Genomic DNA, 23,653 nt, shown 5'->3' with positions numbered 1-23,653 from the left:
CCCTGGATCCGTTACCATGCCGCTCTTATTTCGGGGGATGGGCGGGGAGACGCTGGTGGAATTTTTGCTCTATCTGCTGCTCGGCGCCTGCGCCGGCGTGCTGGCCGGGCTGTTCGGCGTGGGCGGCGGGATCATCATCGTCCCGGTGCTGGTGTTCAGTTTCACGTTGCAGGGTTTCGACCCGCAGGTCTTGACGCACCTGGCCGTCGGCACCTCGCTGGCGTCGATCATCTTCACCTCGGTCAATGCCGTACGCGAGCATCAGCGCAAAGGCGCGGTACGCTGGCCGGTGTTCGCCTGGATGACCGTTGGCATCCTGATCGGTGCCGGTTTTGGCGCGATCACCGCTGAAGCGATTTCCGGTCCGCACCTGCAGAGGATCATCGGCGTGTTCGCCCTGGTCGTCGCCGCGCAATTGGCCCTGGATCTCAAGCCCAAGGCCAGCCGTACGGTGCCAGGCAAGGGCGGCCTGACCTTGGCCGGCACGGTGATCGGCTGGGCCTCGGCGATCTTCGGCATCGGCGGCGGTTCGCTGACCGTGCCGTTCCTGACCTGGCGCAGCGTGCCGATGCAGCAAGCGGTCGCGACGTCATCGGCCTGCGGGCTGCCCATCGCCGTGGTCAGCGCATTGAGTTTCATGATTCTGGGCTGGCACGATCCGTTGCTGCCGGCCCATAGTCTCGGTTTTGTGTATTTGCCGGCGTTGCTGGGCATCGCCCTGACCAGTATGGTCTTCGCCCGTTTCGGTGCGCGGCTGGCCCACCGCCTGTCGCCACGCTTGCTCAAACGGCTGTTCGCCGCTTTGCTGTTCTGCGTCGGCTTGAGTTTCCTGTTCTGACGCAATCCTGGCTTAATCCCGAGGTGGCAGCGTCGCCCGGGTATTTTTGACGTTTACGAGGAATATCAATGCTGCCTTACCCGCAGATCGATCCGGTGGCCCTGGCCATCGGCCCGCTGAAAATCCACTGGTACGGCCTGATGTACCTGGTCGGCATCGGCGGCGCCTGGCTGCTGGCGTCGCGCCGGCTCAACCGTTTCGACCCGACCTGGAACAAGGAAAAGCTCTCCGACCTGGTGTTCTGGCTGTCCATGGGCGTGATCGTCGGCGGGCGCCTGGGCTACGTGCTGTTCTACGACCTGAGCGCCTACCTGGCCAACCCGACGCTGATCTTCGAGGTCTGGAAGGGCGGCATGTCGTTCCACGGTGGGTTCATCGGCGTGATGCTGGCAGCCCTGTGGTTCGGCAAGCGCAACAACAAGTCGTTTTTCGAGCTGATGGACTTCGTCGCGCCGATGGTGCCGATCGGCCTGGGCGCCGGGCGCATCGGCAACTTCATCAATGCCGAATTGTGGGGCAAGCCGACCGACGTGCCGTGGGCGATGATCTTCCCGCCGTTCAGCGACCCGGCACAGTTGCCGCGCCATCCGTCGCAGTTGTACCAGTTCGCCTTGGAAGGCGTGGCACTATTCCTGATCCTCTGGCTGTTTTCGCGTAAGCCGCGTCCGACCATGGCGGTATCGGGCATGTTTGCCCTTTTTTACGGCATCTTCCGCTTCATCGTTGAGTTCGTCCGCGTCCCGGACGCGCAGCTCGGCTATCTGGCGTGGAACTGGCTGACCATGGGCCAGGTGCTGTGCCTGCCGATGATCGTCGGCGGCCTGGCCCTGATCTGGCTGGCCTATCATCGCGCGCCAGCTACGACGGCCAAGGTTTAAATTCGAACCCCGGGGCGCTGGCCCCGGGTTCAAGGACACAGGTAATCCATGAAGCAATATCTCGATCTGGTGGCCGACGTCATCGAGCACGGTACCCGACAAGCCAACCGTACGGGCGTAGACACCATAAGCCTCCCCGGCGCCATGCTGCGCTATGACCTGAAGAAAGGCTTTCCGGCCATTACCACCCGCAAAATGGCCTTCAAGTCGGCCATCGGCGAGATGTGCGGTTTTCTCCGTGGGGTCAACAACGCCGCCGAATTCCGCGCCCTGGGCTGCAAGGTCTGGGACCAGAACGCCAACGAAAATGCCCAGTGGCTGGCCAACCCCTTCCGCCAGGGCGAAGACGACCTGGGCGAGATCTACGGCGTACAGTGGCGCAAATGGCCGGCCTACAAACAGGTCCCTTTGAGCAACCCGGCGGCCATCGAGCAGACTCTGGCCCAGGGTTACCGGCAGATCGCCGAAGGCGAAGAAAACGGTCAGGCCTACGTGGTGCTGTACAAGGCAATCGACCAGGTTCGCCAGTGCGTCGACACCATCATCAAGGACCCGGGCAGCCGCCGTATCCTGTTCCACGGCTGGAACTGCGCCCAGCTCGATGAAATGGCCCTGCCGCCGTGCCATCTGCTCTACCAGTTCCACCCGAATGTCGAGACCAAGGAAATTTCCCTGACCCTCTACATCCGCTCCAACGACCTGGGCCTGGGCACGCCGTTCAACCTCACCGAAGGCGCCGCGCTGCTGAGCCTGATCGGCCGCCTGACCGGCTACACGCCGCGCTGGTTCACCTATTTCATCGGCGATGCCCACGTCTACGAAAACCACTTGGACATGCTCAAGGAACAGCTCAAGCGCGAGCCATTCCCTATGCCGAAACTGGTGATTTCCGAGCGTGTGCCGGAGTTCGCCAAGACCGGTGTGTACCAGCCTGAGTGGCTGGAGCTCGTGGAGCCCAGCGACTTCTCCCTCGAAGGCTACCAGCACCACGCACCGATGACGGCGCCGATGGCGGTCTAAGCCACACCACCATGCCCTGTGGAAGCGAGCTTGCTCGCGATAGCGGCTTCACATGCACCATTGATGTGACTGAAACTCCGCTATCGCGAGCAAGCTCGCTCCCACAAAAGGCTCAGTGTGTTCGAGATTGACGACAGGGGCTCAATGCCCATGACTCCTGCCCACATGTGAATGCTCCACTTCCGGCGCCACCGCCCCGCTCACCTCCAGGCGCTGCAAGATCCCGCATTGATCCAGGTCCGGCCCTTCGCCGCAGCGATGGCGCAGGTCGATCAGTTGTGCCTGCAAGGCCAACAGCCCATCGATGCGGGCCTTGACGTGCTGGATGTGTTCGTCGATCAGCGCGTTGACGTTTTCGCACTGGTCCTGGGGGCTGTCGCGCAGGGCCAGGAGACTGCGGATCTCTTCCAGGGTCATGTCCAGGGTGCGGCAGTTACGGATGAACGTCAGGCGCTCGGCATGGGCCTGGGTATAGACGCGGTAATTGCCATCGCTGCGGGCCGGTTCCGGCAGCAGGCCTTCGCGTTCGTAATAACGGATGGTTTCAACCTGGCAGTCGGTGATTTTCGCCAGTTCTCCGATCTTCATGGTGGACCTCCCAAATAGGTGCTTGACCCTATAGTGGCTACAGGGTCTTTACTGTGCAACAGGCACTTTTCACGGACGTAACCCGATGAGCGATTCCCTCCACATCCACAAGCCCGCCCACGGCCATGACCACGGACACTCCTGCTGCGCGTCGAAAGCGGCACCGGCGGTGGTCAACCTCGGCAAGACGCCGACGGACGGTGCACGGCTGAGCAGTTTTCGCATCGAAGCCATGGACTGCCCCACCGAACAGACGCTGATCCAGAACAAGCTCGGCAAGCTCGAAGGCGTGCAGCAACTGGAATTCAACCTGATCAACCGCGTGCTGGGCGTGACCCACGATTTGCCCAGCGACGCGCCGATCATCAAGGCCATCGAGTCCCTGGGGATGCAGGCCGACCCACTGACCCCGGGCCAGAAACCAGAAACCAACCACCTGCCCGCCCCGGCCAAGCCTTGGTGGCCGCTGGCGCTGTCCGGCGTGACGGCCCTGGGCGCCGAGGTGATCCATTTCACCAGCGCCGCGCCAAACTGGGTGGTCGCGCTGGTGGCATTGGTATCGATCCTCAGCGGTGGCCTGGGTACGTACAAGAAGGGCTGGATCGCCCTGAAGAACCGCAACCTGAACATCAATGCCCTGATGAGCATCGCCGTGACCGGTGCGGTGTTGATCGGCCAATGGCCGGAAGCGGCGATGGTGATGTTCCTGTTCACCGTGGCCGAACTGATCGAAGCCAAATCCCTGGATCGGGCGCGCAATGCTATCGGCGGCCTGATGCAAATGGCCCCGGAGCAAGCCACCGTGCAACAGGCCGATGGCAGTTGGCAGGTGCAGGCGGTCAAGGCCATCGCACTCGGCGCGCGCGTGCGAGTGCGCCCCGGCGAACGCGTGGGCCTGGACGGTGACGTGGTCGCCGGCCGCTCCACCGTCGACCAGGCACCGATCACCGGCGAAAGCCTGCCGGTGGAAAAAACCGTTGGCGACAAAGTATTCGCCGGTACCATCAACCAGGCCGGCGAACTGGAATACACCGTGACCGCAGCGGCCGATCACTCTACCCTGGCGCGGATCATCCACGCCGTGGAACAGGCCCAGGGCTCTCGCGCGCCGACCCAGCGCTTCGTCGATCAGTTCTCGAAAATCTACACCCCGGCGGTGTTCGCCCTGGCCTTGGCCGTAGCCGTCATCCCACCGCTGTTCATGGGCGCGGCATGGTTCGACTGGATCTACCGGGCGCTGGTGCTGCTGGTGGTGGCCTGCCCTTGCGCACTGGTGATTTCCACTCCCGTGACCATCGTCAGTGGCCTCGCCGCCGCGGCACGCAAAGGCATCCTCGTCAAAGGCGGCGTGTACCTGGAGGGCGGCTACAAGCTCGACTACCTGGCCTTGGACAAGACCGGCACGCTCACCCACGGCAAGCCGGTGCAAACCGACTATGTGGCGCTGGACCCCACCGTGGAAAGCACCGCTCCAGCCCTGGCCGCCAGCCTCGCCGCCCGCTCCGACCACCCGGTTTCCCGAGCGATTGCCCATGCAGCTGTGGATAAGCAACCGGCACAGCAGGTTGTGGATAACTTCGAGGCGCTTGCCGGGCGCGGCGTCCGCGGCGACATCGGCGGCAAGACCTATCACCTGGGCAACCATCGCCTGGTGGAGGACCTGGGCCTGTGCTCCCCCGAGCTGGAAGAAAAACTCTTCGCCCTGGAAAAACAAGGCAAGTCCGTGGTGCTGCTGCTCGACGGTACAGGCCCCTTGGCGCTGTTTGCCGTGGCCGACACCGTGAAGGACTCCAGCCGCGAAGCGATCCGGCAACTGCATGAGCTGGGCATCAAGACCCTGATGCTCACCGGCGACAATGCCCATACCGCCGAAGCGATTGCTGCACAGGTGGGCATGGATCAGGCCCGCGGTGATTTGTTGCCGGAGGACAAGCTGCAAGCCATCGAAGATTTGTACACCCTGGGTCACCGCGTCGGCATGGTGGGCGACGGCATCAACGACGCCCCGGCCCTGGCCCGCTCGGAAATCGGCTTCGCCATGGCGGCGGCCGGTACCGACACGGCTATCGAGACTGCCGATGTCGCCTTGATGGACGATGATTTGCGCAAGATTCCGGCCTTCGTTCGCCTGTCGCGGCAGACCTCAAACATCCTGAAGCAGAACATTGCCCTGGCGCTGGTCATCAAGGCGATCTTCCTTGGGGTGACCTTTGCCGGCTTCGCCACCATGTGGATGGCGGTGTTTGCCGACATGGGGGTGAGTTTGTTGGTGGTGTTCAACGGGTTGCGGCTGTTGCGTCAATAAGAAGTCCTGGGTGGCTGGATGGGCCCTATCGCGAGCAAGCTCGCTCCCACAGCGGTTCTCTGTTGCTCACAGAATATGTGCTCACCAAAGATCCCTGTGGGAGCTTGCTCGCGATGGGCTGCGCAGCAGGCCTTGTCGGGGGCGCTTCGCGCCCAGCGGGAGCAAGCTCCCTCGCCACAGGGCTAAACTTCGGCCCTTCAATCGCGTTTCGGCTCGCGAATCTTGTACCAGGCCACATACAGCGCCGGCAGGAACAGCAACGTCAGCAGGGTGGCGATGATGATCCCGCCGATCATCGCGTAGGCCATCGGCCCCCAGAACACTTCCCGCGCAATCGGGATCATCCCCAGGCTCGCCGCGGCTGCGGTGAGCAGGATCGGCCGACGCCGATGCTGGGTCGCTTCCACCACGGCATCCCAAGGTTCGTAGCCGTCCCGTTCATACTCATCGATCTGGGTCACCAGGATCACCGAGTTGCGGATGATGATGCCGATCAACGCGAGAATCCCAAGGATCGCCACGAAGCCCATGGGCGTGCCCGTCGGTACCAGCGCCAATACCACGCCGATCAATCCGAGAGGGGCGACGCTGGCCACCAGGAACAGCTTCTGCACGCTGTGCAGCTGGATCATCAGGAAGGTCGCCATCAAGAACAGCATCAGCGGCACCACACTGGCGATCGGCCCCTGGGCCTTGCTGCTCTCTTCCACCGTACCGCCGGTGGCGACCTTGTAGCCAACCGGCAGGCCGGCGGCGAATTTGTCGATGTCCGGTTGCAGCTGCTTCACCAGATCCGTGGGTTGGATCTCGTCGCGCACCGCCGCCTTGATAGTAATGGTCGGTTTGCGGTCGCGGCGCCATACCAGCGGCTGCTCCAGCTCATAGCGCACGGTGGCGAACGCCAGCAGCGGAATCGAGGTGCCACTCGGGGTGACGATCTGCAGGTTCTGCAGGGTTTCCGGCGAACCGCGCTCGGCATCTTCAGCGCGGCCAATCACATCGATCAGGTAAATATTGTCGTTGACCTGGGTCACCGGCGAACCACTGACAATGCTGTTCATCAGCTTGGCCACATCATCCGACGACAAGCCCAATTGCCGCGCCTTGTCCTGGGCGATGTCGATACGCAGGACCTTGCCCGGCTCGTTCCAGTCGTAAATGATCTCGCCGATGTGCGAGTTCTTGTCCAGCTCGGTAGCCAGTTCGATGGCGTGCTTGCGCACCTGGTCGACGTCCTTGCCGCTGACCCGGTACTGGATCGGCCGGCCCACCGGCGGGCCCATTTCCAAGGCCTGCACGTAGCTGCCAATGCCGACGAAGTCTTCACGCAGACGCTTTTGCAGGCGTTCGGTGAGGGCCGTGCGTGACTCCAGGCCTTTGCTGACGATCACCAGTTGCGCGTAGTACGGGTTCTGCAGTTGCTGGTCCAGCGGCAGGTAGAAACGAATCGCGCCTTCGCCGATGTAGGTGCTCCAGCGCTCGATGTCCGGGTCACCCTTGAGCGTGGCTTCCAGGCGGTCGACGGCTTTGCGGGTCTCATCCATCGAGGCGTTTTGCGGCAGGTTGAGGTCCACCAGGATTTCCGGCCGATCCGAGGACGGGAAGAACTGGTTCTGTACAAAACGCATGGAAAACACCGCCAGCACGAACAGCAGCACAGTGATGCCAATGGCCCACCAGCGATTGCGCATCGCCCACAGCAGGCCACCGTTGAAGGCCCGGCCAATGCGCCCCGGCTCGGCGCTGTGAGGTTTCACGTTGGTGCTGAGGATGTGCACGCCGATCACTGGGGCGAACAATACAGCGACGATCCACGACACCAGCATCGCCACCGCGATCACCGCAAAAAGAGTAAAGGTGTACTCGCCGGCGGAACTGGCGTTCAGGCCGATGGGCACGAAACCGGCCACGGTCACCAGGGTCCCGGTGAGCATCGGGAACGCCGTCGAGGTATAGGCAAAGGTAGCGGCCTGCTCCTTGGTTTCGCCTTTTTCCAGGCGTGTGACCATCATCTCCACGGTGATCATTGCGTCGTCCACCAGCAGGCCAAGGGCAATGATCAGGGCGCCGAGGGAGATCCGCTGCATAGTGATGCCGCTGTACTCCATGAACAAAAAGACCATCGCCAGCACCAGCGGAATCGAACAGGCCACCACCAGTCCAGCCCGTATGCCAAGGCTGATGAAGCTCACCACCAGGACGATGATCACCGCCTCGAACAACGCGCTGGTGAAGCCGCCGACCGCCTCCTCCACCACTTCGGCCTGGTCCGACACGGTGTGCACGCCGACCCCCACCGGCAGGTCGGCGGTCAATTCGTTCATGCGCGCATGCAGCGCCTTGCCGAAATCCTGGATGTTGCCGCCCTTCTTCATCGCGATGGCAAGGCCAATGGCCGGCGTGCCATTGAAGCGGAACATCGGTGTCGCGGGATCAACGTAACCGCGGCTGATATCCGCGATGTCGGCCAATCGATAGAAGCGATCGTTGAGTCGCAGATTGACGTTGGCCAGGTCCTTTTCCGATTGGAACTGCCCGGACGTACGCACGGAAATCCGCTCCGGCCCGGCGTCGATCACCCCAGCCGGCGTCACGGCATTCTGCGACTGCAGACTCTGCACCACTTGGCGCTGGTCGATGCCCAGGGCGGCGAGTTTGCGCGTGGAGAAGTTCAGGTACAGCACTTCATCCTGCTCGCCGATCATTTCCACCTTGCCCAACCCGGGCACTTCGCGGATCTCGGCGCGCACCTGCTCCACGTAATCGCGCAACTGGCGCATCGACAGGCCGTCGCCGGTGAAGGCGTAGACCGAACCGTACACGTCACCGAACTCGTCGTTGAAGCCCGGCCCTTGCAGGCCTTGGGGGAAGTCGCCGCGAATGTCGTCGATCTTCTTGCGTACCTGGTACCAGATCTCGGGAATTTCCTTGGCGCCGGTGGTATCGAGCAGGTACACGAACACCGTCGACTCCCCCGGTCGGGTGTAGCTTTTCACGTAATCGAGGGAATCGAGCTCTTCGAGTTTTTTCTCGATGCGATCTGTCACCTGCTTGAGGGTTTCTTCCTGGGTCGCGCCCGGCCAGCGGGTTTGGATGATCATGGTTTTGATGGTGAACGACGGGTCTTCTTCGCGACCCAGGTTCATGTACGAAAATACGCCCATCAACAACGCGACGAACATCAGGTACCAGACGAACGACTGATGCCGCAGGGCCCATTCGGATAAATTGAAAGGCCCTTTCATCGTGCGTCCTCGTCGAGTTTCACTTTCTGTCCTGGCTGAAGACTGTTCACGCCGGCGCTGACCACCCGGTCGCCGGCCTTGATACCGTTGGCCACCAGCACCGAATCGGCCGAACGTTCGAGAATCCGCACGTCGTGGGGAGATACCGTCTGGCTCTGCGGGTCGATCAGCCAGATCCGCGCCTTGCCGTTTACCTCTTGCAGCGCGCTGAGCGGCAGCTCGATGCGCGGCTCGATGGTCGAGCTCAGGGTGACGCTGATGGCCGTGCCCAGGCGAAAACCTGGCGGGGTGTCGTTCAACGTCAGCCGCGCGCGGCGGGTGCGGGTGGCGCTCTGCGCCTGGGGTTCGATCTCGCGCAGGGAGGCGGTGGTGTGGATGCTCGGGTCCAATTGCGCGGCGACCTCGAACACCACGTCCTCGGGCAGGCGCTCGGCCAGGCCGGCCGGCAGGTCGATCACCGCTTCCTTGATGTCGGGACGGGCCAGGGTGACAACTTGCTGGCCGGCAGTGACCACCTGCCCGGCTTCGGCACTCCAGGCCGTGACGACCGCGTCGTGATCGGTGCGCAGTTCGCTGTAATTGAGCTGATCGCGGGCCTGTTCCATCGTGGCACGGGCCTGTTCGAGTGACGCCCCGGTGGTTTTCAGGTCCGTCTGGGCGATGTCCAATTGCGCCTGGGCACCAACGCCACGGTCAAACAACTGCTGTTGTCGACGGGCATTGGCCTGGGCGTTGATGTACTGCGCCTCGATCCGCGCCAGATCACTCTGGGCCGCGCGCAACTGGTTCTGTTGATCGGTGGGGTCGAGGGTGGCGAGCAGGTCGCCCTTCTTCACCTCGGCACCGACATCGACGTAGCGGCGGGCGATCCGCCCCGGCACGCGAAATCCCACGTTGCTCTCGTAACGGGCCTGGATGTTCCCGGCGAACCGCCCGAGGGCCTGTTGGTCGAGCGACTGGACCTCGATGGACAACACCGGACGCACCGGCGCAGGGGGCGCTTCTTCCTTCGAACAGGCTGCCAGCAACAGGGCGGCCGAGACCATCCACCAACGCTTCATGGCTGGGCTCCTGTCGGGGATGGCTCATGGGTATTTTCAGCAATCTCGACGCGCACGCCGGGGTGTAGCAATTGCCCGCCGGCAGTGACCACTTTCTCACCGCCCTTGAGACCGTCGCTGATGATGACCTTGCCGGTCAGGTATCGGCCAACCGTCACCGTTTGCAGTTGCGCCTTGCCCTCGCCGTCCACCAGCCACACGGCCGGGTCGCTGAGGTTCTTGGTCAGCGCCGACCAAGGCAATTGCACCGCGGTCTTGGCGGCGGACTTGGCGGTCGCGCTGACTACCGACCCCAGGTGCATACCTTCGGGTAAATCGTCGAGGGTGACCTTGACCTGCACCGTACCCGTGTCGGCGGACACCGCCGGGGTGATCTCGCGCACCGTACCGGTGGTCTTGATAGCCGGGTTGTCCAGCAAGCTGATGACGATGGAGGGATCCGACGGTGGTTCGTGCAGCAAGGATTCGTAGATGTTGAACACCGCGTCGCGCTCGCCGTCCCGGGCCAGGCTGAAGATCGGCTCTGTCGCCTGTACCACCTGGCCGACTTCCGCCTGGCGCGCCGTGACGATCCCCGGCGCCTCGGCGATCAGCGCCGTGTAGCTCAGTTGTTCACGGGCGTTGGCCAGTTGGGCCTGGGCAGCGCTCAATGCGCTCTGGCTGCTGCGCAGTTGCGCCTGGGCCGCGTCGTATTCGCTCTGGCTGGTGTACCCCTTGGGCAAGAGCTTCTGCTGACGCACGAAAGCCGCCGCGCTCTGCTTGACCCGCGCCTGCTCGGCGGCCACCTGGGCCTCGGCGGAGTCGACGCTGGTCTGCAAGTCCCGGGGGTCAAGCCGCGCCAACACTTGCCTCGCCGAGACCCGGTCACCGACATCCACCTTACGCTCGATGATCTTGCCGCCCACGCGAAACGACAGATCGGTTTGCACACGAGCCTGGACATCGCCGGTCAGGGTCACCGAAGCCGCATACTCGGAGGGCACGGCTTGCTGCACGAAGACCCGTGGCAGGGCTTTTTCCGCAGGCTTTTCATCACCGCATCCGGTCAGTAGTGCGCAGAGGCCCAGGCCAACTACCAGTTTGATTCGGGGACCAGCCATGCAGACTCCTTTGCGTTGTACGGGCGTACCAGTGACGATACGACTGTGAGCTTAGAACAGGGTTCAACGAATACAATGGACGCAGCAGATCAGGCAAACTGATCGCCTCCCCGTAGGAGCCTGCCCATGCTCAAGACCCTGGCGGTGGCCAATTACCGCTCGATCAACAAACTGGTCATCCCCCTGGCCCGGCTGAACCTGATCACCGGCCCCAACGGCAGCGGCAAGTCCAATCTGTATCGCGCCCTGCGTCTGTTGGCCGAGACGGCCCAGGGTGGAGTGGTCAACGCCCTGGCCCGCGAAGGCGGACTGGACTCGACTTTCTGGGCCGGGCCGGAGGAAATCAGCCGACGCATGCGCAACGGCGAGGTGCCGGTCCAGGCAGTTGTGCGCCAGCGCACCAAGCGCCTGCGTCTGGGATTCGCCGGTGAAGACTTCAGCTATTCGATTGCCTTGGGCCTGCCGGAACCCAGTCTTTCCGCGTTTTCACTGGACCCGGAAATCAAGCGCGAATGCATCTGGGCCGGTCCGGTGTTTCGGCCAGCCAGCCTGCTGGTGGATCGCAATGGGCCGATGATCCGTGCCCGCGAAGGCCGTTCATGGGATGTGCTGGCCCAGCACACGCCGACCTTTGACAGCCTGTTCGACCAGGTCGGCAGCCTGCGCACTTCGCCGGAGGTCCTGCAGATGCGCGAGTTCATTCGTCGCTGGCGCTTCTACGACCATTTCCGCAGCGATGCCGACGCCCCGGTGCGCCAACCGCAACTGGGCACCCGCACGCCGGTGCTGCACCACGACGGACGCGACCTGGCTGCCGCGCTGCAGACCATCCTTGAAATCGGTGACGTCGAGGCCTTGCATGCCGCCATTGGCGACGCGTTCCCCGGTGCTCACCTGCGCATAGAGAAACTGCAAGGCGGACGTTTCGCCATCGCGTTCCAACAGCACGGCTTGCTGCGGCCGCTGTCCGCCGCCGAACTGTCCGACGGAACCCTGCGCTATCTGTTGCTGGTGGCAGCCCTGCTTACCCCGCGTCCACCCTCGTTGATGGTGCTCAACGAACCGGAAACCAGCCTGCACCCGGACCTGTTGCCCGCCTTGGCGCGGCTGATCATCCGCGCTTCGGCCAATTGCCAGGTCTGGGTGGTGTCCCATGCCACGCGCCTGATCGCCGCCCTGGAACAAGATGAGGACTGCAATTGCATCGTGCTGGAAAAGGAGCTTGGGCAAACCGGAATCGTCGGACAGCGAGCGTTGGATGAGCCGGCTTGGCATTGGCCGGATTGAGCGGCGCCTGATCAACCGAATCGCGAGCAAGCTCGCTCCCACAGTGAACCGGTCTAATGTGGGAGCGATCTAGCTCGCGATGGCGATCAAAAGATCAACCCATCACCCCTGCCACTTACCACCCTCGACAATCACACTCTCAGGCTTGGTGTCATCGCTCAATTCCTTGCGCACGTACTGGTCGTACAGCTTGAGCAGGTATTTCTCTTCACCCAGCTTCGCCAACTCGGCGTTGACCCAATCACGCAGCTCGACATTGCCTTTCTTCACCGCCGGTGCAATCGGCGCTTCGGCGCCCAGTGTCTGCGCTAGCACGCGATAGCCGGGGTTCTGCTTGGCCCAGCTGAACAGCACCAGATTGTCCTGGGCATAGGCATCGCCACGACCGTTGGCCAGTGCTTGCAGGGACTCGGAGTTCTTCTCGAACTTGAGCAGTTTCCAGTCCGGATGATTTTTGGTCAGCCAGATATCCGCCGTGGTGCCGGTGGTGACGATGGTGGTGCGGGTCGCCAGGTCATCAAGGCTTTTCACGGTGCTGGCTTGCGGCACCAGCGCCTGCACGGCGACTTTCAGATTAGGGTTGGTGAACTCCACCGCTTCCTTGCGCTCCGGAGTCACGGTCATGTTGGCCAGGATCAGGTCGACCTTGTCACTTTGCAGGAACGGAATCCGGCTCGCCGGCTCGACCGCGACGAACTCGACCTTGTTCTCATCGCCGAGCAGGTCCTTGGCGAATCGCCGGCCGATGTCGGTATCGAAGCCGACATACCGCCCCGCCTCATCGACGAAACCAAACGGTGGCTTGTCGGTGAAAACCCCGACGATCAACTTGTCCCGCGCCTTGATCTTGTCCAGGTAGCCGGCCGGCGCGGTGCTTTCGCTGGCGGTTTTTGGCTTTGGCGGTTCTTCGGTTTTATTGCAGCCGGCCAGCAGTGCGAGACCGAGCAGCGGCAGTAGCAGCAGAGAAGACTTGGCAGTTTTCATGACAGTTCCAGTTCCTTTGTTTGAGTCGTTTTGGGTAGTGCGGCGACGTAGGAGAACTTCTCCAGGAACTGCTGCGCTCGTGCGGTCTGCGGGTTCGTAAAGAACATCTCGGGAGGGTTTTGTTCAAGGATTCGCCCGCCATCCATGAACACAATGCGGTCAGCCACGGCTCGGGCGAAGGCCATTTCGTGGGTGACGATCAACAGCGTCATGCCTTCGCGGGCCAAGCCCTGAATAACCTCCAGCACTTCCTTGACCATTTCCGGGTCGAGGGCGGCGGTGACTTCATCGAACAGCATGACCTTGGGGTTCATGCACAGTGAGCGAACGATGGCGATGCGTTGCTGCTGGCCGCCAGAGAGCTGGCGTGGAAAGGCATCGCGCTTGTCCAGCAGGCCCACCCGCGCCAGCAAGGCTTCGGCCTGGTCGCGCGCTTCGCGGCGCTCGCGTTTTTGCACTTTGACCGGGCCGAGCAGCAGGTTATCGAGCACGCTCATGTGCGGGAACAAGTGGTAGCTCTGGAACACCATGCCGATCCGCTGTCGCACTTCGCGCCAGTCGGTGCCTTTGTCCAGCAACTCGCGACCGGCGAATGTCAGGCTGCCGCTATGGGCCACTTCCAGCCCATTGAGGCAGCGCAGCAAGGTACTTTTGCCACAACCGCTGGGGCCGAGGATGACGATCACTTCACCTGGCTGCACGTGCAGGTCGATGCCGTCCAGCACCTGCTGTTCACCAAAAAACTTGTTGAAACCCTTGAACTCGATCAATGCGCTCATGCTTGCGTCCAGCGCCGCTCCAGCACGCGCGAGGCGGCCGAGAGCGGGTAGCAGATGAAAAAGAAAAACAGGAACAGCGCGCCGTAGATCAGCACGGATTCGTAGGTACGCTCGATGATCTGCTGGCCGACCTTGATCACATCCACCACGCCAATCAGCACGGCCAGGGAGCTGGTCTTGATAATCCGTGTGTAGACGTTGATGGTTGGCGGCGTCATGCGTTTGAGCGCTTGCGGCAGCAGTACATGGCCGTAGAGTTGCGGACCGCTCAGGCCAATCGACAAACCCGCCTCCCGCTGGCCGCGCGGCAACGAATGCACTGCGCCGCGCACCACTTCACCGACTTCACTGGCGCCCCACAGCGACAACACCAGGACAGCGCACCAAAAGCTGGGAATACTCAGGCCGAAAAAAATCGGCAGGCCGAAGAACAGCAGATACAACCAGACCAGCACCGGAATCGCCCGGAACAACTCCAGGTAGACCCGCAGGACAACGTCCAGCCACTTCACACCCAACGTACGCAACACGCCGTAAAGCACACCGCCAACGGTGCTGATGGCGATGCTCAGAAAGGAAATAGACAGGGTGTGCGCAGCGCCCTTGCCCAGTTGCGGCAACGACACCCACAGCAATTCAAGACCCGAACTGGCCATGCTGGAGCCTCCTTTCCAGACGGCTGAGCAGCAGCGACAACGGCAAAAACAGCAGCACGCATATCAGCGTCAGCACGGCGAGCATTTCGTAGGTCTTGTAATAGAGCGCGATGTAGCTTTTGGTGGTGTAGAGAATCTCCGGCACCGCCACGGCCGAGACCACGGTGGTCTCCTTCAGCAAAAAAATGAAGTTGGCGAACAGCGACGGCAGGCTGAGGATCCCGGCCTGCGGCAGGATCACGTAACGCAACAACTGCCCGCGGGACAGCCCGATGGAGCGACCGGATTCCAGTTGCGCCGCCGGCACCGCGTCCACACCGGCACGCAGCACTTCGGTGAGATAAGCCCCGCCCAGGAACGTCATGGTGATGATCGCTGCCGCAAATCCCGAGACCTTGATACCCAGGGCCGGTAACGCGAAGTAAACGAAGAACAGCTGGATAAGCAGGGGCGTGTTGCGCGCCAGCTCCACGTAGAGCCCGACCAGGCGTTGCAGGTAAGGCGTGCGAAACACCAGAATCGTCGCGTTGAGCAGTGCCACCAGCAGCGAGCTGGCGATGGCGATAAGGCCAACCTGCAGCGTCACACCCACCGCCTTGAGAAATGCCGGGAGCGTGCTGAGGATAAAAGCGTAATCGAAAGTCATTGAACATCCTGGACGCCGCTCGGTAAGCGGCGGTGGTGCGGTCCATGGGCAGCGGATAGCTACTCGGCAGGAACTGACTTTAAAGGCATAAGAAGCGCAATTTAAATACTGTTAAAGCATATCGATATCACGCAAAAAACTATCCTTCGAATTTGCCGCGGGGAAAGAAGACGACTATTTTTCTTTTCGCCGTAGGACGGATCTTTTTTTCGAAATCCCCCTTCAAGGACGCACAGCTTTTGGCCAGACTCCCGGCCAAACCATCACAAGGAAGAGAACATGGCTGACGTAAAAGTGCCGCAGCGACTGGATCCGCAAGACATCGTGAAGTTGTTGGTGGCGTTGCGCAGGGCGTTGAAGACCAGGGTGGTTTGATCGGCCCCTGTGTGGGAGCGAGCTTGCCCACTCCCACAGTTAAAATGCGGGCACAAAAAAACGCCGACGCTGTATCAGCCGTCGGCGCTTGAAACCGTGAGAAGGTTTACTGCGTAAATCAGAACGCCGGCAGTACCGCGCCGCTGTATTTCTTCTCGATGAACGCCTTCACTTCCGGGCTGGTCAGGGCCTTGGCCAGTTTCTGGATCGCGTCGCTGTCCTTGTTGTCCGGACGGGCTACCAGAAAGTTGACGTAAGGCGAATCCGCCCCCTCGATCACCAGCGCATCCTTGGCCGGGTTAAGACCCGCCTCCAGGGCATAGTTGGTGTTGATCATGTCCAGGTCGACCTGATCCAGCACACGCGGCAACATGGCCGACTCCAGTTCCTTGAACTTGAAGTTGTGCGGGTTCTTGGCGATGTCTTTCGGCGTTGCCAAGGCGTTTTTCGGGTCCTTGAGTTCGATCAGGCCAGCTTTCTGCAACAGGATCAGCGCGCGACCGCTGTTACTGCCTTCGTTGGGGATGGCGATAGTGGCGCCGTCTTTGAGCTCGGCCAGGCTTTTGACTTTCTTCGAGTAACCACCGAACGGTTCGACATGAACGCCGATCACGGTCACCAGGTTAGTGCCTTTACCTTCGTTGAAGCTCTTGAGGTATGGCAGGGTCTGGAAGTAGTTGGCATCCAGGCGCTTCTGGTCAACCTGCACGTTGGGTTGGACGTAGTCGGTGAAGACCTTGATCTGCAGGTCCACGCCTTCTTTGGCCAGGGCCGGCTTGATCAGCTCGAGGATTTCAGCGTGGGGCACCGGAGTGGCCGCGACGACCAGTTTCTCCGCCGCCTGGGCCAGGCCCGAAGCCAGGGCTGCCGCCAATGCGGTGAACAACAGAACCTTTTTCATGCAGTGTCCTTATCGAAAATCACTGTCGTCTTGGACGACGGCCAAATGTGGGAGTGCCAGCGAAGTGCTATCGCTGACGTGAAGTGGAAGATACCGACATTTTTTATTCCTTAACAATACCTTTTATTCAAGTTCATATTCATTTTACTCATATAGAAAAAGCCGCGCTTTGTGACGAGAGGATTTATCCCATTGGAGCGCGAAGCGGCCCTGAATGCCGCCCCCCGGTGTGTCAGGCAGATTGAGTTTTATCGCTCAGGGGGCTGCTTCGCAGCCCAGCGGGGATAAATCCCCTCGCCACAATTGCGGTGTCTTCTACAGCGTTTGGCTCAATTGATTGAGCAGCGCCTTGAGGGCTGTGCGCTCGGCGTCCGTGCCTTGTGCAACGACCTGCGCCACCTGGCGGTCGATCAATTCCAGGGCCGATGACTGGGACGGCAAGTTCAGGTGCTCCGGCAAAATCTCCTCCCCCGTGCTCACCAGCAACGCGAAATGAATGACGTTTTCCAGTTCACGGGTATTGCCCGGCCAGCTGTGCTGTTCGAGCGCGTGCTGTGCCGCCTCGCTGATCAGCGGCACGCTCAGGCCGAGGCGCTGGGTGTAAATGCCCAGGAAGTATTCGGCCAGAGACAGAATATCGCCCGAGCGCTCGCGCAGGGCCGGCAGCTCGAGTCGACCTTCGCTGAGGTAGTGGTAGAGCCGCTCGTGGAATTTCCCGGCGGCTACCGCTTGCCCCAGGTCAATGCTGGTGGCCGCTACCAACCGCACATCCACGGGGCTGGGCTGATGGGCGCCGACGCGGGTGACTTCATGGTTTTCCAGGGCCGCCAGCAGTTTGATCTGGATCGGTAGCGGCAAATCGCCGATCTCGTCCAGATAAAGGGTGCCGCCATTGGCCGAGCCGAACCAACCGGCCCGGCTACTGGCCGAGCCGCTGTAGCTGCCAGCGGCATAGCCGAACAGTTCGGCGTCAGCATAGGTCGGGCTGATGGCACCGCAATTGACCGACACAAACAACCCGGCGCGATCACTTTCGCGATGGATGTGCCGGGCAAGCAGTTCCTTGCCAGTACCGGTCTCGCCGCGTATCAGCACCGAGACTGAGCGCGGCGCCAGTTGCTCCAGCTCCTGGCGCAACTGCCGCGAACGTGGGTCGACGAACACCAGCGCCTTGGCGCGAATGCTCAGGGGGCTTTTTTCCGCATCGGGAAAGGTCAGCAATGGCTGACCGAAGGTTTCATGCAAGCTCATGGCAGGCTCCCGCCCCAAACCGCCGGGAGACGGGGGGCGCTAAAAATTCAGGCGCGACGCAAGGCGTGATGCTCCATGCGATTTTGCAGACGATAGAGGTAAGCGAAACCCTGCTCCCAACGCTGGTGACCGGACTTCACGTTGATATGCCCCGCCCCCGCCAGGATGCCGGCCTCGGCTCCCCAGTTGCGCGCCAGCTCCAGGGCGCGCGGGGCGCTCACGGCGGCGTCGTTGTCGGAGCTCACCACTTGGCTTGGGAACGGCAACAGATCGCTGGGGATCGGCGCAAAATTGCGCAGCGCCGGGGCGCAGGCTGGCCGCTCGACATCCGCCGGCGCCACCAGCAACGCCCCGCGGACCTGCCGCAAAAACTGCACCGGCGCGGTGGCGGCCCAATGGGCAACCGTGATGCAGCCCAGGCTATGGGCAATCAGGATCACCGGCGTACTGTCGACAGCGATGGCTTCGGCCAGCGCCGCCACCCAATCTTCACGCCGGGGCGTCAACCAGTCCGCCTGCTCGACCCTGGCGCTGTTGGGCAGGCTGTTTTGCCAGTGGGTTTGCCAATGATTTTCCGGCGATCCTTGCCAGCCCGGCACAATCAGGTAGCGAATCGATTCGTTGCGCATGGGTTGCTCTCCTGCGTGTCTGTTCCCGGACGAGTATAGGCAGGAGAGTTATATTGTTTAAGGAATAAGAAGATATTTATTAATTCAATTATGGAATAAACAATTAAACCTGTGGTTTTTGGTTCACCTTCCAAATGGTGCGTGCCTCACTCGCTACGTCCCTTCCTCAGCAATACGTCCAACTGGTCCACCACTTCCGCCCAATCCGCATCTTCGAGGATTTCTTCACGCAGCAACTGCTGCTGGCTTTCGCTCCAGAAAAACGCATCAGCCAAGTGAAGTTCAGGCTTGAGGGGTGAATGGGCGGCAATGAATTTGTCGATATCAACGGCGTCGTCAGACAGGCCCAATTGTTTGAACAGCGCGGGCAGGCTGTGGATCGGCGATTCCATGCGGGGCTCCTGAGCATAAGACGGATGGCTGGGTACATCCCTCAGTCTAGCCCCTTGGCGACCGTCAGACTGATCAAAATTCAATCAACCCTAGGCTCGACTAGACTTTGAATAACATCACGCCGAATGCGTTGCGGAGGTCCCGTGAACATTCACTACTTAATAATCGCGCTGCTGGCCATGAGCGGGCCAGCATTGGCAGCCGATGGCCTCGCATTGCTGGTGGCCAACCCCGTGGGGTTCTGGTTGATTGCCGTGGGCGTGGCTTTGCTGATCGCCGAGGCAGCGCTGCCCAACTACGGCGTTGCCGGTTTGGGCGGGATTATTTTGTGCGTGATCGGCTCGGTCATCCTGACCGACGCCGATGTACCGGTCCCCCTGATGATCGGCCTGGGGCTGGTCAGTGCCTTGCTGCTGATTGTCCTGCTGATCCGCGCGTTGAAAACCCGACCACGCCGCCCCGTCACAGGCGATGCCGCGCTGTTGGGCAACATCACGACGGTGACCGCGTTGCAGGGCGGGAACAATCATCATGGCTGGGTCCAGTTGGAAGGCGAACGCTGGCAGGTGGCAAGCACGACGCCGTTGCGGCCTGGGCAGGCGGTGCGGGTCATCGCCCGCAAGGGGTTGCTGCTGGAAGTGGCCCCGGCTGACTCACAAGGAGTCTGAGATGGGTATGCAAATCGGTTTTACGATGCTGTTGTTGCTATTGATCGCGCTGGCGGCTTCGACGTTTCGGATCCTGCGTGAATACGAACGTGCCGTGGTCTTCCAGCTCGGCCGGTTCTGGCAAGTCAAGGGCCCGGGGTTGATCCTGCTGATTCCGGTGGTGCAGCAGATGATCCGCGTCGACCTGCGCACCATTGTGCTCGACGTACCGCCGCAAGACGTGATCACCCGCGACAACGTCTCGGTAAAGGTCAACGCGGTGCTGTATTTCCGCGTGCTCGACCCGCAGAAGGCGATCATCCAGGTCGAGAACTTTCTCATGGCCACCAGTCAACTGGCCCAGACCACCTTGCGTGCGGTCCTCGGCAAGCATGACCTGGACCAGTTGCTGGCCGAACGCGAGCAATTGAACAGCGACATCCAGCAAGTGCTCGACGCCCAGACCGATGCCTGGGGCATCAAAGTGGCGAACGTCGAGATCAAGCACGTGGACCTCAACGAATCGATGATCCGCGCCATCGCCCGCCAAGCCGAGGCCGAGCGCGAGCGCCGGGCCAAGGTGATCCATGCCGAAGGCGAGCTGCAGGCCTCGGAAAAACTCATGCAAGCCGCTGAAATGCTCGGGCGCCAGCCGGGTGCCATGCAACTGCGCTACATGCAGACACTGGGGGCGATTGCCGGGGATAAAAGCTCCACCATCGTTTTCCCGTTGCCGATCGAATTGCTCAAGGGGATGGCGGAGTTGTCGCCCAACAAGTCTTGATGCATTGATGATGGACTGAGGGTGGGTCTTTGCGGCGCAATGCTTCGAGTGCTTCATAGGGCCCCTGCACCCACCGCGTGACCTGCCCACGCAATAGCGCCGAAGCCTCCCGGCGCTTGCCCTCGCTGTCACTGGCAAACACCTGCTCCGGCTGCTTGGCATGCTGCCCCACCGACGCAAACGCGCGTCCGCGCTGCGCGTCATCCAGCTCGAAGAACGCTGCCAGCCTGCCGGCCATCGCCCCCGGCAGCTCGTTGTAATTGACCGCCAGCCCGGTAAAAGCCCGGCATTGTTCCAGCCCTACCTGCAACAGCCGCCCCAACCGGCGGGCGATGAAATCTTCCTGATTGCTGAAAGGCGCCCCATCGTCCAGCACACTCGCACCAATCATCCCCGGCACCATGTGCATGCCCGGACGACGCAGATGAGAGACGGCTATTTCCAAGGGGTCGCGGTACAGGAACAGCCAGGGTGTGTCGGGAAAACATTCACGCAGCAGTGGCAGCTCACCGATGTTCCAGGCGTCCAGCTTGATCACCAGGCGTTGCTCCACACCTCGACGGCGCTGCCCATAGGCCGACATCAAACCCTTGAGTGCCACGCACCGCTCGGCAGACGGTAAATCGCAGCGCAGCAACGTATCCAGGGGCGGAGGCTCGGAGATGACGATGTGATCGTCCAGTTGCGCCAGCATCTGGCTGATCAGGGTCGAGCCACAACGCGAGGCATGAAAAATGAACGCACCGGGCGCAAGGCCCGGGCTTTGTTGTTGCCACTGACTGAGAACGTCCAAGGAGGTCTGGCGGCGAAACGCCTGGTTGAAGGGCAGGCGCAGAGCGTCATCCACGGCATCGCCAAAAAAAGGCTGCGACAATGGCGTGTCGCCAAACCAGCACCAATCGACCTGCCATTGCCCTGCTTCTTGCCAGAGGCGGATCGGCAGCCAACCATGCAGATTCAGGTTTTCCATTGGCCTCTCCACCGTTGGCGACCGTTGCGCATCGCAGCCCGCAATTCTTCCCGGGTAAAATGAAGCCCTTGCTCGGCCCCCAGCGCCAGCGCGCACTCAACGAAAGCGTCCAGGTCATGCAGGCTCTGCAAAGTCCGAGCGAGGTCAGGGTCGGTCTCTACGCACCGCTGAAATCGTGCAAAATCGCTTTGCCCAACACCAGCGGCGGGTGTGCTGGGCAGCCCCTCGGCGATCTGCTGTTCCAACCATGGCCCTGGGCGGCAATCGAGCACCAGGTGAATCCTGGATTCTGCACTGCGGTTATCGACCCGATGAGGTCGCGACAAGTCGAGAAACCAGCACTCACCCGCGGCCATAGGAATACGCAGGTTATCCAGCCAGAAATCCACTTGCGGCGGACTGAGCAGCGGAATATGCAGGCGCAGGTCAGCGTTAGGCCCGCCCAGGTCATAGTCACGATGCTCGTGAATGCACCCACCTGGCCCGAGCCGCAGCAGCCGGGCCGAGACGATCTCCAGGGAGCAATCACGCAACGCTTCGCGCCAACGCCGATCGTCTGACCAGGGCGCGCGCGTCACAGGCTGACCACGCCCGGGAGACAATTCGGTCAAGGCATCGGCCGCCGAAATCAGCGCCACGCCGCTCCAGTCGCCACTGTAGAAGGCGCTGTTGAAATGCCCCTGCCAACGCTCGTCTTCAATGGCTGCCAGCGCCTGCAACAGCACCGGCAGGTCCACCGTCACCGGCAACCGGGAATACGCCGGGCGCGTCATGCTCGCGCCCCGTTATTGAGTGACTGCGGCTGTCGGCACCTCGATATTGCCCTGGGCCCAGGCCGCTTCACGATTGGCCAGCGCTGTGGCGATCGACTGTACTTTGGTCGATTGCACTTCGTTTGGCAGTGGATCGAGGCCGGCGCTGGCGAAGATCTGCCCGTAGGCATTGCGCAGGTCGGCGTAAGCCAGGTCTCGGCGCAGATCGGCCTGCAGGGTGTTCAGTTCACCCTGGATCAGATCCAGCTCGCCGATGCCGGCAGCCTGGTGACGGCTGCGCAACTGACCGACAATCTGCCCGTCGATGTCCGACAGTTGCTGGCTGGTCTTGAACTGGCGCAGCGCTTCGCGATAGTTGGCATTGGCCACGTACAACTGTGCCAGCACGGCAATCGACATCGCCTGACGCCGCGCCGATGCCACTTCCTCACCAGCCTTGGCTACGTCGATGGCCGCCGGAGCGGAGATCACGTTGAACAGGTTCCAGGTGACTTTCACGCCATAGTCGGCCCAGCCCTGCTCCACCAGGAACGAGTTGCTGTCGTAATGCCCGCCGGCGGAAAACTCCAGCCCCGGCAACAGGCGCAGCATGGCTTTGCGGGTTTCGGCGGCGGTGATGCGGGTCTGGTAGTCCTGCTCGCGCAGTTCCGGACGGCTGGCCAGGGCTTCCTGTTCGAGACGGGCCAGGTCGACCTTGAGTTCCGGGATGTCATATTCATCCTGGGTCGCCAGGGTCAGCTCGGTGCCCAAGGGCAAGTTGATCAAGGTCGCCAGTTCGGTCTTGGCCAGGGACAGCGCCCGGCGCTGCTCTTCGAGCTGGCGGGTGGCCTGGATCAGCGAGCGCTGGTAACCCAAGGCTTGCACCGGGTCGCCTATGCGCTGTTCGCTCATGCTCTGGCTGTTGCCACGCGCAGTCTCGACCCGTGCCATCAGGCTGTCGATCTGCTTGAGCAGGCGCTCGGCGGCCATGGCCCGCCAGTAGGCCGAACGCACGTCCTGGACGATGGTGTTGATCACCTTGCGCCGGCGCTCCTGCACGATCAGGCGCTGGTCCCCGGCCTGCTTGGCGCTGATGTAGCTGACGCCGAAATCGAGCACGTTCCAGACCATGGTCAGGTCCGCCACCTCGCGGTCGCGGTCCTGGGAGGTCGACGGTTCCAGGGACTGGGTGCCGGTTTCGACACTCTGGCTGCTGGAGGCATTGACGTTGTTACGCCCCACATAACCGGCGTCCAGGGCCATGCGCGGCAGCATGTCGAAACTGGCCAGGTCCAACTGACGCTTGGCCAGGGCTTCCTCCATGATCTTCAAGCGACCTTCGAGGTTGTACTTCACTGCCCGGGCCATGGCCTGGTGCAGGGTCAGGGGACCACTGAGGGGCTCCTGGTCCTTGTACATGTTCTGCAGGTCGGTTCGGGCGCGCTGTTCGCTGACGCTGCGATCGATCGGCTCGCTGGTGACCGCACATCCACTGACCACCAACGCCAGCAAACTCACACCGAATAACTTCTGACTTCTATTCATTCCCTGGATTGCCCCTGGC

General features: G+C 61.8%; 22 protein-coding genes. 7 read left to right on the top strand and 15 right to left on the bottom strand.

Annotated features, from left to right (window positions below; genetic code table 11):
* Positions 1 to 55: 55 nt before the first annotated feature.
* From SGN16_RS01110 to SGN16_RS01100, 3 genes are all read left to right on the top strand, one after another.
* Positions 56 to 838: a sulfite exporter TauE/SafE family protein gene (locus tag SGN16_RS01110; protein WP_109752344.1), complete on the top strand. Its 783-nt coding sequence runs from the start codon at positions 56 to 58 to the stop codon at positions 836 to 838.
* Between the two features lie 68 nt (positions 839 to 906).
* Positions 907 to 1,716: a prolipoprotein diacylglyceryl transferase gene (gene lgt / locus SGN16_RS01105; RefSeq protein ID WP_335943696.1), complete on the top strand. Its 810-nt coding sequence runs from the start codon at positions 907 to 909 to the stop codon at positions 1,714 to 1,716.
* A 48-nt stretch (positions 1,717 to 1,764) separates the two neighbouring features.
* A complete protein-coding gene (locus SGN16_RS01100; RefSeq protein ID WP_335943695.1) occupies positions 1,765 to 2,736 on the top strand; it encodes a thymidylate synthase in 972 nt (323 codons plus the stop codon).
* Positions 2,737 to 2,877: 141 nt separating this feature from the next.
* Here the strand turns inward: SGN16_RS01100 and cadR are convergent, their stop codons facing one another.
* Complete coding sequence (gene cadR, locus SGN16_RS01095; protein WP_335943694.1) at positions 2,878 to 3,324, bottom strand: Cd(II)/Pb(II)-responsive transcriptional regulator; 447 nt, start codon at positions 3,322 to 3,324, stop codon at positions 2,878 to 2,880.
* An 85-nt stretch (positions 3,325 to 3,409) separates the two neighbouring features.
* Here cadR and SGN16_RS01090 point away from each other — a divergent pair, with 85 nt between their 5' ends.
* Positions 3,410 to 5,629, top strand: coding sequence for a heavy metal translocating P-type ATPase (locus tag SGN16_RS01090; RefSeq protein ID WP_335943693.1), 2,220 nt, complete (start codon positions 3,410 to 3,412; stop codon positions 5,627 to 5,629).
* A 197-nt stretch (positions 5,630 to 5,826) separates the two neighbouring features.
* Here SGN16_RS01090 and SGN16_RS01085 read toward each other — a convergent pair whose 3' ends face one another.
* Genes SGN16_RS01085 through SGN16_RS01075 form a run of 3 tightly spaced genes read right to left on the bottom strand, consistent with a single transcriptional unit; the run spans position 5,827 to position 11,035 of the window.
* Positions 5,827 to 8,874 (bottom strand): efflux RND transporter permease subunit, encoded by a 3,048-nt coding sequence (locus tag SGN16_RS01085; protein WP_335943692.1) that lies wholly within the window; start codon positions 8,872 to 8,874, stop codon positions 5,827 to 5,829.
* The gene (locus SGN16_RS01080) at positions 8,871 to 9,935 is read right to left on the bottom strand and encodes an efflux RND transporter periplasmic adaptor subunit (RefSeq protein ID WP_335943691.1); all 1,065 of its coding nucleotides are present in this window, start codon (positions 9,933 to 9,935) and stop codon (positions 8,871 to 8,873) included. The genes SGN16_RS01085 and SGN16_RS01080 overlap by 4 nt, the downstream gene beginning before the upstream one ends.
* On the bottom strand, positions 9,932 to 11,035 hold the full coding sequence (locus SGN16_RS01075; protein WP_210642317.1) for an efflux RND transporter periplasmic adaptor subunit: 1,104 nt from the start codon (positions 11,033 to 11,035) through the stop codon (positions 9,932 to 9,934). The genes SGN16_RS01080 and SGN16_RS01075 overlap by 4 nt, the downstream gene beginning before the upstream one ends.
* A gap of 126 nt (positions 11,036 to 11,161) precedes the next feature.
* On the opposite strand from SGN16_RS01075, the gene SGN16_RS01070 reads away from it, so the two are divergent.
* On the top strand, positions 11,162 to 12,322 hold the full coding sequence (locus SGN16_RS01070; protein WP_335943690.1) for an AAA family ATPase: 1,161 nt from the start codon (positions 11,162 to 11,164) through the stop codon (positions 12,320 to 12,322).
* A gap of 102 nt (positions 12,323 to 12,424) precedes the next feature.
* On the opposite strand, the gene SGN16_RS01065 is transcribed toward SGN16_RS01070, so the two are convergent.
* The 8 genes from SGN16_RS01065 to SGN16_RS01030 all read right to left on the bottom strand — a co-directional run bounded on the left by SGN16_RS01065 (position 12,425) and on the right by SGN16_RS01030 (position 18,935).
* On the bottom strand, positions 12,425 to 13,306 hold the full coding sequence (locus SGN16_RS01065; protein WP_210642315.1) for a transporter substrate-binding domain-containing protein: 882 nt from the start codon (positions 13,304 to 13,306) through the stop codon (positions 12,425 to 12,427).
* Positions 13,303 to 14,085, bottom strand: coding sequence for an amino acid ABC transporter ATP-binding protein (locus tag SGN16_RS01060; protein WP_210642314.1), 783 nt, complete (start codon positions 14,083 to 14,085; stop codon positions 13,303 to 13,305). Before SGN16_RS01060 ends, SGN16_RS01065 begins: the two co-directional genes overlap by 4 nt.
* Positions 14,082 to 14,741, bottom strand: a complete 660-nt coding sequence (locus SGN16_RS01055; RefSeq protein ID WP_335943689.1) for an amino acid ABC transporter permease — start codon at positions 14,739 to 14,741, stop codon at positions 14,082 to 14,084. The genes SGN16_RS01060 and SGN16_RS01055 overlap by 4 nt, the downstream gene beginning before the upstream one ends.
* Complete coding sequence (locus SGN16_RS01050) at positions 14,722 to 15,387, bottom strand: amino acid ABC transporter permease (protein WP_210642312.1); 666 nt, start codon at positions 15,385 to 15,387, stop codon at positions 14,722 to 14,724. Before SGN16_RS01050 ends, SGN16_RS01055 begins: the two co-directional genes overlap by 20 nt.
* Before the next feature lie 493 nt (positions 15,388 to 15,880).
* Positions 15,881 to 16,663 (bottom strand): MetQ/NlpA family ABC transporter substrate-binding protein, encoded by a 783-nt coding sequence (locus tag SGN16_RS01045; RefSeq protein ID WP_210642311.1) that lies wholly within the window; start codon positions 16,661 to 16,663, stop codon positions 15,881 to 15,883.
* Between the two features lie 315 nt (positions 16,664 to 16,978).
* Positions 16,979 to 17,914, bottom strand: a complete 936-nt coding sequence (locus SGN16_RS01040) for a sigma 54-interacting transcriptional regulator (protein ID WP_210642310.1) — start codon at positions 17,912 to 17,914, stop codon at positions 16,979 to 16,981.
* Between the two features lie 47 nt (positions 17,915 to 17,961).
* On the bottom strand, positions 17,962 to 18,543 hold the full coding sequence (locus tag SGN16_RS01035) for an alpha/beta hydrolase (RefSeq protein WP_210642309.1): 582 nt from the start codon (positions 18,541 to 18,543) through the stop codon (positions 17,962 to 17,964).
* Positions 18,544 to 18,689: 146 nt separating this feature from the next.
* Entirely contained in the window at positions 18,690 to 18,935 is a 246-nt protein-coding gene (locus SGN16_RS01030; RefSeq protein ID WP_210642308.1) for a DUF2789 domain-containing protein, read from the bottom strand.
* 144 nt (positions 18,936 to 19,079) lie between these two features.
* On the opposite strand from SGN16_RS01030, the gene SGN16_RS01025 reads away from it, so the two are divergent.
* Both SGN16_RS01025 and SGN16_RS01020 read left to right on the top strand, forming a co-directional pair.
* Positions 19,080 to 19,604 carry an NfeD family protein gene (locus tag SGN16_RS01025; protein WP_210642307.1) on the top strand — a complete coding sequence of 175 codons (525 nt, stop codon included), beginning with the start codon at positions 19,080 to 19,082 and terminating at the stop codon, positions 19,602 to 19,604.
* A 1-nt stretch (position 19,605) separates the two neighbouring features.
* On the top strand, positions 19,606 to 20,367 hold the full coding sequence (locus tag SGN16_RS01020) for a slipin family protein (RefSeq protein WP_210642306.1): 762 nt from the start codon (positions 19,606 to 19,608) through the stop codon (positions 20,365 to 20,367).
* Here the strand turns inward: SGN16_RS01020 and SGN16_RS01015 are convergent.
* From SGN16_RS01015 to SGN16_RS01005, 3 genes are read right to left on the bottom strand one after another with little or no spacing between them, the layout of a single operon-like run.
* Positions 20,330 to 21,337: a sulfotransferase family protein gene (locus tag SGN16_RS01015; RefSeq protein ID WP_335943688.1), complete on the bottom strand. Its 1,008-nt coding sequence runs from the start codon at positions 21,335 to 21,337 to the stop codon at positions 20,330 to 20,332. The genes SGN16_RS01020 and SGN16_RS01015 overlap by 38 nt on opposite strands.
* Positions 21,325 to 22,110, bottom strand: a complete 786-nt coding sequence (locus SGN16_RS01010) for an aspartyl/asparaginyl beta-hydroxylase domain-containing protein (RefSeq protein ID WP_335943687.1) — start codon at positions 22,108 to 22,110, stop codon at positions 21,325 to 21,327. The genes SGN16_RS01015 and SGN16_RS01010 overlap by 13 nt, the downstream gene beginning before the upstream one ends.
* Before the next feature lie 12 nt (positions 22,111 to 22,122).
* Complete coding sequence (locus tag SGN16_RS01005) at positions 22,123 to 23,634, bottom strand: TolC family protein (RefSeq protein WP_210642304.1); 1,512 nt, start codon at positions 23,632 to 23,634, stop codon at positions 22,123 to 22,125.
* Between the last annotated feature and the right edge of the window lie 19 nt (positions 23,635 to 23,653).

It is taken from the genome of Pseudomonas sp. G166, assembly GCF_037027455.2.
Lineage (GTDB): Bacteria > Pseudomonadota > Gammaproteobacteria > Pseudomonadales > Pseudomonadaceae > Aquipseudomonas.
The sequence above is the reverse complement of the archived record's forward strand: the minus strand, read 5'-3'. Positions and strand labels throughout refer to the sequence as shown.